Below are 14909 nucleotides of genomic sequence, written 5' to 3'. Positions count from 1 at the left end.
GTTTCGTGTCTTCACAAACCATCGCAAAAGCGGTTTGTGGGAACGCTAAGTCTGAAGGCAGTGATTTTTGGTAGATAAAGATCCACGAGCGAAGAAGTGGCTTGTGAGGACACAAGGCCACAACGACATTGAGTCATGAAGACAGAAAACCACACACGATTTGTAGCTTTTGTTATGGTTTCGTGTCTTCACAAACCATCGCAAAAGCGGTTTGTGGGAACGCTAAGTCTGACGGCAGTGATTTTTGGTAGATAAAGATCCACGAGCGAAGAAGTGGCTTGTGAAGACACAAGGCCACAACGACAGGTGGGTGAAGTGAGGTGGCTTGTGGAGACCCAAGGCCACAACCAATGTCACGAGTGAAGAAGTGGCTTGTGAGGACACAAGGCCACGACAACAACAACAACAACAACAACAACAAGCGAAGCAATGCCTGGTTGGGCGAAATAAAGTGGTTTTTGAGAATACTATCCCTTCTTTCTAGATAGCAGGCTTACCCCAAACAACACAATGGCCGTGCCGACCCATTGCCAGAGGCCGATGACTTCGTGGAGGAAAATCATGGACAGGATAATGGTGGAGATGGGGCCGATGTTTCCGGTAATGGCTACCTCCGAAGAGCCTATGCGCTTGATGGCCTCCGATATCAGGAAGGATGGAATCACCGTTGAGATGAGGGCAATCATCAATGCCAGGGTATAGATTTGCCAGGGGAAGTCAAGCAAGGCCAATTGCCCATTGGCGATGAGGTTGTGGAAGATGACAGCGATGCAAGCCACTATCATTGACAATGAGGTGAAGCGAACCGTACCAAACTTCGGGATCAACCTTCCGCTGCCAATCAGGTAAATGGCATAGGTAAGCGCACTCACAAAAATGAGACTGCCTCCAATCAGCGTTTCATGTACCCCACCTATTTTGATTTTGTCGAAAAAGGCAAGGAGCATGCCGGAGTAGGTAATGCCAATGGCCAGCACTTCCCACTTCGTTACTTTCTTTTTGGTGAAAATGGCAGACAATATCACCACCAGCGTTGGATAAATGAACAGGATAAGCCGCTCCATGCTGGCACTCACATATTCCAGTCCCCAAAAGTCGAAATAGCTGGCGATGTAGTAACCCATGATGCCATACAGGACAATGCGCCATATGTCCTTGCGGGTAATGACCATCGGTTCTTTCTTTCTATTGGTCCACCACAAAATGCCTGCGTAGAAAGGCAGGGCCATGAGCATTCGCAGTGACATAAGGTCGATGGATGAAATATCGAACTGATAGGCCAGCTTAATGAACACAGCTTTGGCACTGAACATAGTGGAACCGAGAGCAGCTAGGCCCAGCGCTGCCCATTTTTCTTTTCCCGTTAAAGTAATGGCTTGCATAGAGCGACGAAGGTAGATGAAAAGTGGTTCTCAATAGCCTTTTTTGGCAACGGATGTTCATTTAATGAGAAATATCTGTCCTGGCGCAGGTAATCAAATTTATCTGTTCTAAAGCAGATAAAGTGTATTATCTGTCTATAAGCAGATAATAACTAATCATTGGAAGCGGAACTAGAATAACACCTCAACAGCTACTTTTGAGCAATCAGGTAGCTCATTCTGTTGTGGACACCCTCGCTTATCACATTCAATCCGCTTTTCTCGATCATTGCGCTGACCATGTCGGAGGTTAGGCGGAGCTTGGTGTACGAACTCACCTGCTGCTGCCAAATATCGCCTTGTTTTTCGTGTAGCAGATCTGTCACTCGCACCGTGCTGTCAAAGTACTCCAGCAGGCACGTGTGTATTCTGTTACTATCACTTTTAACAGGGATGAACCGCTGCGTGTCTTCTAGCGCCTGGTTATAGTCACGAAAGGAATAGATAAGCTTTCCTTCTCTGGTAAGCAGGTTTGATAATGTGAGCGTGAGGGCTTCGAGCTGTTCGAAGCTTTCCAAATGGCTGATGGTGTCGCCCATACAAACGACAAGCTCTGGTTTGAGGGATCCGTGCCAGTATGTGTCAGTTATATCGGCTTCGATAGTCGAAATGTCCAGGTGGCCTTTGCGCTCCTCAAGCTCTTTGAGGAGCACAGCGCTGAAGTCGATAGCAGTGACACTAAATCCCAGTCTCGCCAGCGGTATTGCCTGAAGCCCGTGGCCGGCACCAAGGTCAATGGCCAGACCGAACGACTCAGGAATGATGCCGTTTTTCTCAAAGAATGTTTGCTGCTCTGCCGCCTTCTGCTCGAAGTCGCCAACCATCCAGCTGTAAAAATGTGACAGGTGTTGGTCGTAGTGATTTTTCGTGTTCACAAGCAAGCAACACGTAGAAACCCGAGAGAATGTTCCGGCTTTTATTTCTTTGCAACGAAATTATAATTACCACTTCCCACCTCAAAAACAGCGTAGCCTTCTTCCATGCCTTTAAAATTGACGCTGGCAGAATTTTCGGTTTTTTCACCGCCTTCGGTCACTGCCTCTTTTTCACTCGCAGGAATATAGACGGTTGCAGTGCTTCCTACAGGAACGGTAACGTCCATTTGAAAGTCATTTGGTTGGTTTTTCCAGGTAATTCCGGCTTGCCCATATATGGTTTTGTTGGAATAAGTGACAAAGTCAAGCTCATCAACAGGCTGTGGTCTGAAGATGATGTGCTTATAGCCAGGGTTGGCAATATCGGTTTGCATACCCGCCAGGTTCTTGTAAAGCCATACAAGGCCACCGCCAAACATCGGGTGGTTGAATGAACCATCTTCGCTCCAGTGCTCCCGGGTAGTGGTAGAGCCCAGCTCCAGCCAATGCCCAAAGCTGGGTTCGTCAGTTTTGTTCAATGCCTCATAGGCCAGGTCATTGAGCCCATTGCTGGCTAGCACCTCAAAGAAGAATCTTGTGCCGAAAATGCCTGTGTCGAGATGTCCGTTATCCGCTTTTATGTCTGCTATCAGCGCAACTTTCACCTGCTCGAATTGCCCGGGTGGCACGCCCATTCTCAGCGCCAGGATATTGCCGCCACCCTTGCCATAGCTTCCGGTTTCAGAGTCATAGAATTTTTTCATAAAAGCGTGACGGGTCGTTTCCGCCAATGATTCATAGGCTTCGGCTTCTCCCTTTTTACCCAATATCCGGGCGGTTTTCGACGCAATTTCAACACAGTGCCAGAAGTAGAAAGTGTGTACCATGTCATCAGGTATTAACTCACCCGGCGATACCCATTCGCCCAGGTTGAACCACTTGAGGATTTCGCCAGAGCCATTTCTCCGTTGGGAGAACATGATGCCGTCCTCATCTACCCACGTTTGCATGTAGCGGATATAGCCTTGCATACCATCATAATTGTCTTCCAGCATATCCAGCGCTCCATATTGCGTGTAAAACTCCCATGGCATGATGCAGATAGCTGCCCCCCAGGCCACACCACCGCCGCAACCTGGCTGCCAGGGAGCACCGTTGGGTACGTAGCCCGTTTCTACGTTTTGAGCTTCATACATGTCTTGTATCCACTTGTAGTAGAAGTTCTTTGTGTCGAAGTTGTGCATGACCATGGAGCAGGCTACCTGGCCATCGCCGGTGTATCCAGAACGCTCCCGGTGCGGGCAGTCGCTGGCAATGCCGCCGTGCATATTGTCAGTTTGACTGCGACGCCAGATCTTGTTGATGTCATTGAATAGCTGATTGGAGGTTTCAAAAACCGCTGATTCTTCCACGTAGGTATTGACTGCTTCCGCTGTGAGATGTTCTTTTTTTAACTCTCCCGGCCAGTTTTTTATTTCGATGCCGCTAAACACAAACCAGTTGAACCTGGGTGCATAGGAGGTGGGGCCTTTTCCGTTAAAAATGTAGGTATTGTCGCCAGAGTAGAGGTTGCCATTGAATGAGATGTCGATCTGATGGCCTTCCGGCCCTTCTACATTATTGAATCGCACCCAGCCTGATATTTCGACCCCAAAGTCGACTTTGTAGTTGCCGTTGTCCAGCTTCTCTATGGAAACGGGCTCCAATCGTTCGGTAACTTTATCAGGGTAAGCAGTGTGTGCCACCAGCTCACCCTCAGGAGCTTTTCTCTTTGCCACAGGCTCCCAGGAAGACTGGTCAAAGTCGGCAGTACTCCAGCCTGGTTGTTCTTTCCTGGCATCATATACTTCTCCGTAATACACCATATCCATGAGAATAGGGCTTTGTGAGGCTTTCCAGCTCTCATCACTAACGATCACATCCTCTGTTCCGTCTTTGTAGGTAATATGTACCTGCCCCAGGAAACGGGGCGAGCCGTAGCCCTCCGCCCAGAACTTAGCAGGGTTGTAAAAGCCGTTGCCCAATATGCTGCCGATAGCATTTTTGCCCTGCTTTAAGTGCTCTTTGACATCATAGGCCAGATACATCACTTTGTACCGTCTAAAATCGTCCTGCACGTTGATATAAGAAGTATTCAGTCCGGGGCGCTTGCCGTAGTTGGTCTGGTTAGGCACCAGCACATCGTCGCCTACTTTTTTACCATTGGCATAGAATTCAAAGTAACCCAGGCCAGTCACATAGGCCACGGCCTTGTCAATCTCTTTTGTGATTTCAAACTCTTTGCGAAGCATGGGGGCAGGGCCAGCAAATTCCTTTGGTCTTCCATCAGGTCCTCCGCCAGGTTTTGGCAGCGCCTCTTCGCCCTGCCAGGGTGCGCCAATCCATTGCGCTTTCCAGTCGGATACCTCCAGCAAACCCATTCTCCATTTACCTGGCTCGCTCCAGTCCGAAGGGTTGCCGTTTTTGTCCCATACCCGCACCTGCCACCAGCATTCGGTCCTGCTGGTGAGTGTCTTGCCCTGGTATTCGACCCGATCCGATTGCTCAGAATCAACTTTCTTGCTGTCCCAAAGGTCTGGCTTTTCAAGGCCTTCCTGGCTGCTTGCCACCCGTACTTGCCATGCGGTTTGCCTTTGCCCTCTTTCGTTGCCGATGGAAGTGTTGATCCAGGCTAGCCGGGGGTGGGCCACGTCAACTACTGAGGGGTTTTCGAGGTACTCGCAGGTGAGGTCGACTGGAGATATTTTACCAGGTTCGTTGCCATTCGTAGTGCAGCTCGCCAGAATAGCCAGCGAAAGTAGGAGTAGTAGTCTCATAGGTATCGGTTAAGCATTGATGCCAAGGTAAATATGTGAATAGGCAAAGTCATTTCCATACTGTGGTGTCCTGTTAGTCGATCGTTTTGCTTCCCCACCAGTCGGCATTGGGCGACCAGCCGGGAGTAAGCATGTCTTTTCTCTGCTGCTCCAGCCTTGGCCAGAGATTGTTTACAATGTCTTCGTGTCGCTGTAACGCCTTAACAGGGTCGTATTCCGGGTCGGGCACTGGAATTTTAGCATTGACTTCTTTCAACCAACCCAGCAACTGTTTACTAAGTTTTTCTTTTGTCTCAATTTCCTGTGAAGCCACGTTGTTTCTTTCAGCCTCATCATTTTTCAGGTTGTAGAGCTCCTCTCTGCCATCCTCCCAGTAGTGAATGAGCTTCCAATTGCCCAGCCGGATTACAGAAGACGGTTCGCCGCCCTGGTTGCCGTAGTGTGGGTAGTGCCAGTACAGCGGCCGCTCAGCAATTGATTTTCCTTCCAGCAGTGGCACAAGGCTCACGCCGTCGATATGCTCGCTGGGTTTCAGTGGTATTTTGGCCAGCTCCAGCAGGGTAGGGTAGAAGTCGGTATTGATAACAGGTACATTGCTTTTGGCTCCGTTGCTGTTCAGCCAGGGCACTTTGATGAAAAAGGGTTCTCTCGTTCCGCCTTCCCATTGGTAGCCTTTGCCACCCCGCAGCGGAAGATTGGAAGTTGAGAAATTGTCGCCGGAGGAAACACCGCCGTTGTCGGAGGTGAACACTATGATCGTATTTTCGTCCAGGCCAAGTGTTTTGAGTTTGTCGAGCACAATACCGACGGCCTCATCCATGGTTTCGACGAGTCCGGCGTACACCGGATTGTCCTGCGTTACCCGAATAGGAAGCACGCTTTCCATTTCGAAGCCATTTTCGGCAAGCCCCATTTGTTCCGCTTTGGTGCGGTATTTTGTCCACTTTTCTTCGTTCGTTTGAATGGGGCCATGCACGGCATAAAATGACAGAAAGGCAAAGAAGGTGGAGTCTTTGTGGCTTTCAATGAAACTGGCTGTTTCCTGTGCCATTCGGATGGACAGGTTCTCGCCTTTAGGGCCATCCGAAATCTTCGGGTTTTCGTATGGCGAGAAGTAGCCACCCATCGGGCTTCCTTTGTCCCAACCCGCCACATTGATATCGAAGCCATGGTTTTCGGGATACGATCCCCTGTCGCCCAGGTGCCATTTGCCTGCAAAGAAGGTTTTGTACCCGTTTTCTTTCAGAGTTTCCGGCAACGTTACGTATTCATGAGGGAGGTAGTGTGTGTAGTCGGCAGGCAGTAGTTTGTCGAACCTGTTCAGTGACCTCCAGTCTTCGCCATATTTGGCTCCAATCCAGTCGGTGATGCCATGGCGTGCTGTAAACCGACCCGAAATGATGCTGGCTCTTGACGGACTACACACCCGGCTGGCTGCGTATCCCTGAGTAAACATCATGCCCCCGGCTGCTATCTTGTCGATATTGGGCGTTTCGTAGAAGTTGCTTCCTGTGGCGCTGAGGTCTTTGTGGCCGAGGTCGTCTACCAGAATAAATAGGATATTGGGTTTCCTTGCAGCTTTTTGCTCGCAGCCAATACACAGGATACAAAGCAAAAAGAAGGCGGTCAAATATTGGCTCATCTTATTTTGATATGGGATTGCCCTGCTCGTCAAAATTCTTCTTTAGATGTGCTTCAACAACAGGAATGGTAGCGAGCAGAAGGACTACTAACACGCCACTTGACCAGCCAACGTAGGCCTCGAAAGCCATGTCTGTGGTGTAGAAAATGCCTTGAGCCAGGCAGGTTGCAAAGCCGACTCCCACCATGAGGTTGGCGCTTAGCTTGTTAGCTGCGTGCCAAGCGACGTCTGATTTCATCGACCGTGTGGTGCGGTAGCCGTACAGGTAATTGATGCTCTTAGGAGGGAATGCTTTGAAAAGGAAAGCGATAACAAGAAAGAAGGGTCCAAGAATAAAATGCATCCAAAACAGATTCTCCATAGGTAGTGTTTTGCTAGTCAGTTTACAAAATTCCCTATAGACAAACCAACATTTCCGAAGGTTTAGAAGTAGGTTGGCCGCTGAATTTTATCAGCGATCATTTCCATGTGATAGAGGTCGAAACCTTTAGCCCAAAAATCTTTTTCCACCCGATGAACATTGAAGCCAAACTTGGCATAGAACTGATAGGACTGTTGTGACGTCCACACTTCCAGTCGTTTTACATGTTTTTTGCTTCTGATTTCGTCGAGTGAATGGTTGATCAGTTTGCGACCCCAGCCTTTACCTTGTACTTCGGGGCGGAAAAAATCCCAGGAAAGTCGGCCCACACCAGGCAACGGATAATGATGGCCGCCGGCGCCAATTATTTCTCCTTTGACTTCAATTACGTAATAACTCTCACCGTGCTCTTTCAGGTAGTCAGTTAAATCAGCTTCTTCTTCACTGGCAAAAAACTGAGGTACATTCAGCCTGAACACTTCCATTACTTTGGCGTAGTCGTCGGGTAAGTAGTTTCTTATCATCTAAAAAAAGTCTGCTGTTTATGTTTAAACAATCGACTCCCATTGTCCCATTAATATACTGTAATATGGGAAATAAAAAACATCATTGTATGTGTTTTCTTGACACACAACGGCTTTGCCTAAATCAGCTTGTTTCCTCTGAGGAAGTCCATAGCAGCCTTCATGTCATTGAAGAGTTTGTCGGCATGTTGCAGCCGGGGGTGTTCCCGCACGTCGTGTTGCACGGCAAAGCAGGTGAGGCCGGCGTTTTTGGCTGACAGCGTACCGTTTGGCGTGTCTTCAAACACGAGGTAGTCTGCCTTGGGAAAACCGAGGAAGTCGACACACTTCTGGTAGCTTTCCGGATGGGGCTTGCTGACTTTTACGTCGTCTCTGGTTACGGTGATTTTGAAATACTTCGCCAAATCCATTCGCTCCATCAGCAGGTCGACGTCGGGCCGGGGGCTGCCTGTGGCGAGGGCCATTGGGTAGCCTTTGTCGAAAAAGAAGTCCAGTGTTTCTCTGGCATGAGGCATCATTTTGAAGGTGCCGGTTTTCATCCGCTCCAGAGCCAGGTTTTCTCTCTTCTCCAGTAACGCCTGCTGGGATATAGATAAATTGTGTTTTTCGACCAGCATTTGTGCATTGACGGGAGTGGGTACGCCGGCAAATACGTCGAGGTATTCTTCATAGCTGACGATGATATTGTACTCAGAAAGAATTTCATTCCAGATATGGAAGTGAAAGGTTTCGGTGTCGAGAAGTGTGCCGTCGAAATCGAAAATAATGGCTTTGTATGTGGGCATTAAAGTTTTGTTGGTTGAATAGTGGCAAGGTAAAAAGAAATGTCAGTCTGAGCTTGTCGAAGGCGGGTAATTGCAAAAATGCTTCGACAAGCTGTCTTCGGCAAGCTCAGACTGACAATTGTACTTAAGTTATTTAATCCTTAAAAGGCGAGAAGTTGATAGCTCCGGCCTTTTCTTTGTAGGCTTTCCATTCGGTGTTAAAGAAAGCATCAACGTTGGCTACACCCTCATCCGTTGCCTTTTCTGCATGGGCAATTGCCCATTCCTGATTGGTGTTGAGACTGTTGTAGGGATTGCCCACCTGGTACATGGCCATGAACAGACGACTGGAAGCTACAGTGGGGTCATCGTAAATACCCTGCACATCCTCTTTCGACTTCAGCCGCTCTTTTAGTTCAGTGATCTTCTTCTCCAGTTCGGCTCCTTGTTTCTTGAGTGCTTCCTTGCCTTCGATGGGGCTGTCTTCCATCGCAGCATTCACTTTGGCGATGGTGGCTTTGGCATCGTTGAGTTTATCCACCGCAGCTGTTGCCTTTTCCATGATGGCATTGACACGATCAAAGCGCTGGCTCATTTGTGCCGCAGCCGACTGGTTGAATGTAAACCGTGGGTCGGCTTTTACCTCAACTTTCGTTGTAGCTTCTTTACCTGCATAAGTATACTTTACTGTGTAGGTGCCCGGCAATACGCTAAAGCCACTTGGCTCGGCGGCGCCTGCTTTAGGCTTGGCACTCTCAGGGCTGCGAACGCCTTTTTTATCAAGACCCCAAATGATACGCTGCAGACCGGGCTTTTCCACCACCTGAAACAGGTTGCGGATGACGGTGCCGCTGGCGTCTGATATTTGCAGTCTCGCAGTGTCCGACTTGATGGTGGTGTCTTGCTTCGAGGTCGCTTTTACAGAGTAGGAGAGCAGCGCTCCGGGTTCCCTGTCGTCACCTCTGAAAATAGCATCGCCGTGGAAACGGGTGCCTGCCGCTTCTTTGTAGGCAAAAAGGTAGGCGTCAGGCGCAGGGTAAGCATAGAGCGGCTGCGCAATCACCTGAGCGCCCTTGCTGGCCATTTCTCTCAATGGTCTGATATCATCCATCACCCAAAGTGCCCGCCCGAAAGTACCAATTACAAGGTCATGCTCCCTCGGGTGAATCTTCAGGTCGTAAGTAGATACGGTTGGGTAATCATTGGTCCATTTTGTCCAGGTTTGTCCTGCATCAATGGAAACATAGAGCCCGAATTCTGTTCCGGTAAACATGAGTTTTGGTTCAATAGGATCCTGCACCATGGATAGCACATAGCCGTATACCTTTTGCTCGCTGACCAGATTGACCCATGTTTTACCGAAGTCTTTGGTTTGGTAGAGCATCGGTGCCCAGTTGCCCCGGCGGTAGTCGTTCACCACCACAAAGGCCTCCCCTGCATTGTAGGTGGAAGCGTTGATTTGCGGTATCCAGGCACCTTTTGGCAAGCCCTTGATGTTGGCTGAGAGATTTGTCCATGTTTTGCCGCCATCTCTGGTTAGCTGTACATTGCCGTCGTCGGTGCCAGCCCAGATGATGTTTTTGTCCAGCGGACTTGGAGCAATGGCGAGAATGGTGCAGTGATTTTCGGCACCAGTAGCATCAAAAGTTAGTCCGCCAGTTTCCAGCTTGGTCTTTTCTGGGTCGTTCGTGGTGAGGTCGCCGGAGATCAGGCTCCAGTTTTGTCCCCGGTCGGAGCTTTTGTGAATGAACTGGCTGCCGTAGTAAATGGTATTGGGATCAAATGGATCCTGAGCGATGCCAGCATTCCAGTTGAAGCGAAGAAACACGTTGTCGGGGTGATTAGGTTTGATGAACTGGCTGAAGCCGGTTTCAAAATCGAGGTATGAAAGGAAACCGCCCTGCGACATGCCGTAGCCATAGCGCAAGTCGCCGGGAACAGGCACCACATCAAAGCCATCACCGAAAGCAATCTCGTCCCAGTAGCCATTGCGGATGCCGCCGTTGTGCAGCGACTGGCTCGGGCCTCTCCAGCTACCGTTGTCCTGCATGCCACCCATCACGTTGTAGGGCGTAGCCATGTCCACATTCACGTGGTAGAACTGCCCAACTGGCAGGTTTTCTACAAAGCGCCAGGTTTTGCCTCTGTCACGGGAGATATAGGCGCCGCCGTCGTTGCCATCAAGCATCAGAGAGGCGTCGGTAGGCAGCACATAGAACATGTGGTGATCCACATGCACCTTGTCACCGCCTGCCAGTGTTTCGAAGGTCTTACCACCGTCGATGCTGACTTTTACGATGCCATAAACATTGTAAAGTGTGTTCTCATTCTTCGGATCAACACGAAGGTCCCAGTAGTAAAACGGCCTGTCACCCACATCCTGATCCTGTACTTTGGCCCATTTTTTTCCACCATCTATAGACTTATAGAGCGCATTTTTCTTGGTTTCAACAAGTGCGTAAACAACCTCAGGGTTGGATGGGGCAATAGCGATAGCGGTTTTTCCTATCTCACCTTCCGGCAAACCGTCGTCGGAGGTTCTCTTAGTCCAGTTTTCACCGCCATCGACCGACACGTAGATGCCTGATCCTTCGCCGCCCGACTTGAAGAACCAGGGCCAGCGGCGGTATTCCCACATGCCAGCGATCAGCTTGTTGGGGTTGGTTGGATCAATTGTCAGATCGGCGATGCCTGTGCGGTTATTGACAAACAAAACTTTTTTCCATGTTTTGCCGCCGTCGGTGGTTTTGAACACACCTCTGTCGGGGCTATCGGCCCAGGCGTTGCCCTGTGCACCTACCCACACTGTGTTGGGGTCGTCGGGGTGTACAAAAATGCGGTGGATGGTGCGGGTGTTTTCCAGCCCCATATGCTGCCAGGTTTGGCCGGCGTCGAGACTGCGGTACACGCCATTGCCCATGCTTTGGCTGTTGCGGGGGTTGCCCTCGCCGGTTCCCACCCAAATGATATCGGGCGATTTCTGATAGATGGCAATGGAGCCAATGGACGCTGCCTTTTCTTTTTCGAAGATGGGTTTCCAGCTGGTGCCGCCGCCAGTCGACTTCCAAAGGCCGCCCGATGCCGTGCCCAGGTAGATGATGTCGGGGTTGCTTTGCACCACGTCGGCGGCTGTAACCCGGCCGCTCATGCCTGCCGGGCCAATATTACGTGGTTTGATGCCTTTGAGTAGCTCCATGTCGAGCACCTGGCCCATAGAAAGGAAGCTCGTGAAAAGGAGCAAGAATGCCATGCTCCACAGTCTGTTGGGTAAATGTTGCATTGTTCAGATTAGTTTTTTTGGGAAGCTACACAGCCGGTTAATTATATCAAACACATATGTAACCAGTGAAATGAATTATCCTGCAAACAGGGGGATAGAGATGACATATGCTTTTTTGAAATTGAAGTTGGACGTTTTGAGGTATGCTACTACACCATTGAAGATAGCCCTGACTGTGGTATGATCCTGCATTGAGACCGTGTGTCTCGCCGCTTTGTGCGTTGCCGGGATTCGCCATCAGGCTTAACTATTTCTACTATTAAACTAAAGACACTGTGGAAGCCACTCCAAGACCTGCCTGTCGTGCGTTTTTTGCCGCACTTTTTTTGACCGTGCATGCCTGTACTCCAGAATTGGAAGCCGATCAGCCACCGATGCCGGATGACTATAAGGATGTTTCTCTGCGATCAGAAGCTTATATGACAGCCATGCCAGAGCTTGTTGGCCAGGTAGTTGATGCTGCGGTGAAGTGGGCCGTTGACGGGCCGAAACAGGAGGAGCCGTGGCTACAGGGCGCTATGGTAGCCCACGACAAAAAACACCAAATTATCAGTGTTGATTTTGGAAATGGAGGTGCCTGGGCGGGGGATGTGTGGCGGAGTGGGTTACTGCTGATCACCTACACAGACCTGCGACTGGTTGATGAAGCGACGTACCGTATTTCTTTTGTTAATTTCAAAATAGATCATGTATTAGTAGAAGGCGATTTCTCATTCACCTATAGATCAAAGGGAGCGCTAACGGAAAGAAAATATGAAGTGAGGTGGGGGCAGGGAAGGTGTACCTGGCCTGATGGCACCTACGCCACCCGTCAATTGAACCAAATAAGAACCATTCGCCTTGCACACCTCCCAATGCACAACGAATACAGCTGGGAAGGCGTAGCCTCCGGCGTCAACCGACATGGTTATGAATATTCCAGTATAGTAACCGAGAAGTTGAGCTTCAGGCGAACCTGCCTGGTGGTAGGCAAAGTTTTTCCTTCGTACGGAAAGGTCGAGAGTACCATGAAAGGAGTCAGCTTTATTGTTGACTACGGTGAAGGAGAATGTGATAACGATGTGAGATCCACGATAAATGGAGAGATTTCGACAATGCGGGTCAGTAGTAATTTTTAATCTATTTCAATATTTTTTAGAATTTTTTCAATCCCACATTAAACCTTTTCCACCCGACCTCATCAAAGCAGCAAACAAACTTCTATTAGATATGAATTTGCTAAAGAGATTAATGATGATGACAATGGTGGGAGGAACCATGGTGTGGTTGGCTTCCTGCAACAACGAAGAGGATGGTTTGAATGATGATGCTATTGCGTCGGCTTTCGAAGATGTCGCAGTAGACACTGAAGCATCGATGGACGTGGCTTTTGAGGATGTAGACAATGTGGTGGAAGCAGGTATTAGCTATGACGAGGCATCCGGAGGAAAAATTATGCGTGATGCTTTGATCGAATGTGCCGTGGTAACCCACGATCATGAGAATAACACCGTGACGATTGACTACGGAGATGGATGTGAGGGTGATGGCCGAACCAGGCGAGGAAAAATTATTGTCACCTACAGTGACGAAAGATGGTTTAAACCAGGTGCTTCACGCAGTGTGACATTCGAAGATTTTTATATCGACAGTGTAAAAGTGGAAGGAGTTCGTACCATTACGAATATCACAGCAGATGAGTCAAGCGCTCCTCAATTCAGAACTGAGGTGGTAGGTGGAAAGCTTACATGGAACGACGGCACCTTTGCAACTCGTGATTCTGAGCACACCCGCACCTGGTCGAGGGCAGAGAACCCTGCTCAGGACGAATCGTTTGTGGAGGGATCCGCTGAAGGAGTCAACAGAGACGGTGAGAATTATAGCAGCACCATCACCGAGCGCCTTGTCTTCAAAAGACGCTGTGGAGCCCAGGGCTATTTCTTCCCAGTGTCGGGTGTGATTGAAACCGTTGCGCCCAGTGCAACTATTGTCATCGACTATGGCGATGGCGAGTGCGATAACCTGGCAGAGGTAACTATCAACGGTGAAACTCAGATAATAGAGTTGGATGTAAAGGCGAGAAAACATGTTGTAAGAAGAAGGTTGAGGGGATAAGTTTGAGGCTGCGAATACAAAAAGGGGCTTGCTTTTGATAGCGGCCCCATTATTTTTTTAATAAAAAAAGTAAATCCAATCGAATAGCGGCGGCCTTGGGTTAACTAGCCAATCGTTTACCTATTGATCTGTCATTTGAATAAAATCGTTGTAATTCGTGATGAGCTCATTTAGCGGTTGTGGATGCTGCTTTTTCAAAAGCGATGCGGGTTTGATAGGCGCCACAGCGAGGAAGTTCCAAACCTTTTTCATTTCAAGCTCGGTGTTTTCGGTAAGATCCTCATAGAATATAGTCACGTATCTTTTTCCGGTGAGGTGATCCTGAATTTGGGAATCTGTTTCCCCCATCTTTGCTACGTATTCAGCAAATTCAGATGGGGAGAGCTTCAATGGGCTGCCGTTTAAACTGGTTCTCACTGCCGACCACTCTCCCGTGTTTTCGGCAATTTTCAGCGAAACCCATTGCCTCAATTTATTCCTTCGTCTCAACCATATAATCTTCACGCTTTCATTTTTACTGTGTTGACTCAACATTTCTTTTACTGGCAGCCTACTACTTGAGTCATAAAAAGCTTTGAATCCAACTGCTTTAATCAATTTTGGGTAAGCTTTCCAGCGTTTTGCCGGCAAATCTCCATTCTGTGGTTCGCCGAGCGAAAGGACATTGAGGTGATAGTTTAAAAAAGTATGAAGAAGTGTCGAGCCGGTTCTGGGGGTAGTAAGTATGATGAATTTGGTGTATGTAAGATGCTTGCTTGCCAGGGGAATGTGAATGGCGAGTCGCTTAACGTTTATTTTGAAAAGCGTTTTCAAATACAGGGGGAAGTCTGATGCCGGAATCAAAAATATTACTCGTTTAATTTAAAGCATTCTTTTCTTCAAAAAAGTCAGAACCGTGTAGTTAGATACATTTTGTTTCAGCACTTTCCAAACTTGTGGAGCCGCTTTCATCCGAAGTAAACAATACGTTCTCAGAAAGGTCAATTTGCATGTTCGACTTGGTTCGTCCGTTTATGCAAATTTCCCGGGCGTGATTCTGAATGCCAGGTTGTGACTCAGACTACTTGAGTAAGGAGGTCAAACTAACCTTGTAGGTGTGCATTGGTTTCATTTGGATAAGTTTTCGATATATAAACTACAATCAAGGTAAAAA

General features: G+C 48.7%; 11 protein-coding genes. 2 read left to right on the top strand and 9 right to left on the bottom strand.

The window, feature by feature from the left end:
- Positions 1-467: 467 nt before the first annotated feature.
- From AAC052_RS15095 to AAC052_RS15060, 8 genes are all read right to left on the bottom strand, one after another.
- Entirely contained in the window at positions 468-1382 is a 915-nt protein-coding gene (locus AAC052_RS15095) for a DMT family transporter (RefSeq protein WP_339814256.1), read from the bottom strand.
- Between the two features lie 191 nt (positions 1383-1573).
- Positions 1574-2296 carry a methyltransferase domain-containing protein gene (locus tag AAC052_RS15090; protein ID WP_339814255.1) on the bottom strand — a complete coding sequence of 241 codons (723 nt, stop codon included), beginning with the start codon at positions 2294-2296 and terminating at the stop codon, positions 1574-1576.
- A gap of 41 nt (positions 2297-2337) precedes the next feature.
- Positions 2338-5091, bottom strand: a complete 2754-nt coding sequence (locus AAC052_RS15085; RefSeq protein ID WP_339814254.1) for a family 78 glycoside hydrolase catalytic domain — start codon at positions 5089-5091, stop codon at positions 2338-2340.
- A gap of 73 nt (positions 5092-5164) precedes the next feature.
- Complete coding sequence (locus tag AAC052_RS15080) at positions 5165-6733, bottom strand: sulfatase (RefSeq protein WP_339814252.1); 1569 nt, start codon at positions 6731-6733, stop codon at positions 5165-5167.
- A 1-nt stretch (position 6734) separates the two neighbouring features.
- Positions 6735-7094 (bottom strand): SdpI family protein, encoded by a 360-nt coding sequence (locus AAC052_RS15075; protein ID WP_339814250.1) that lies wholly within the window; start codon positions 7092-7094, stop codon positions 6735-6737.
- 62 nt (positions 7095-7156) lie between these two features.
- Positions 7157-7618 carry a GNAT family N-acetyltransferase gene (locus tag AAC052_RS15070; RefSeq protein WP_339814247.1) on the bottom strand — a complete coding sequence of 154 codons (462 nt, stop codon included), beginning with the start codon at positions 7616-7618 and terminating at the stop codon, positions 7157-7159.
- Positions 7619-7737: 119 nt separating this feature from the next.
- Positions 7738-8403: an HAD family phosphatase gene (locus AAC052_RS15065; RefSeq protein ID WP_339814246.1), complete on the bottom strand. Its 666-nt coding sequence runs from the start codon at positions 8401-8403 to the stop codon at positions 7738-7740.
- A 133-nt stretch (positions 8404-8536) separates the two neighbouring features.
- On the bottom strand, positions 8537-11662 hold the full coding sequence (locus tag AAC052_RS15060; protein ID WP_339814245.1) for a hypothetical protein: 3126 nt from the start codon (positions 11660-11662) through the stop codon (positions 8537-8539).
- Between the two features lie 275 nt (positions 11663-11937).
- On the opposite strand from AAC052_RS15060, the gene AAC052_RS15055 reads away from it, so the two are divergent.
- Both AAC052_RS15055 and AAC052_RS15050 read left to right on the top strand, forming a co-directional pair.
- Positions 11938-12780, top strand: a complete 843-nt coding sequence (locus tag AAC052_RS15055; protein WP_339814244.1) for a hypothetical protein — start codon at positions 11938-11940, stop codon at positions 12778-12780.
- 91 nt (positions 12781-12871) lie between these two features.
- Positions 12872-13756, top strand: coding sequence for a hypothetical protein (locus AAC052_RS15050; protein ID WP_339814243.1), 885 nt, complete (start codon positions 12872-12874; stop codon positions 13754-13756).
- Positions 13757-13876: 120 nt separating this feature from the next.
- Here the strand turns inward: AAC052_RS15050 and AAC052_RS15045 are convergent, their stop codons facing one another.
- On the bottom strand, positions 13877-14569 hold the full coding sequence (locus AAC052_RS15045) for a sulfotransferase domain-containing protein (RefSeq protein ID WP_339814261.1): 693 nt from the start codon (positions 14567-14569) through the stop codon (positions 13877-13879).
- Between the last annotated feature and the right edge of the window lie 340 nt (positions 14570-14909).

Origin of the sequence: uncultured Imperialibacter sp. (assembly GCF_963974565.1) — a bacterium.
GTDB lineage: Bacteria > Bacteroidota > Bacteroidia > Cytophagales > Cyclobacteriaceae > Imperialibacter > Imperialibacter roseus.
Note: the sequence above shows the minus strand (reverse complement) of the source record. Positions and strands in the feature narration are given on the sequence as shown.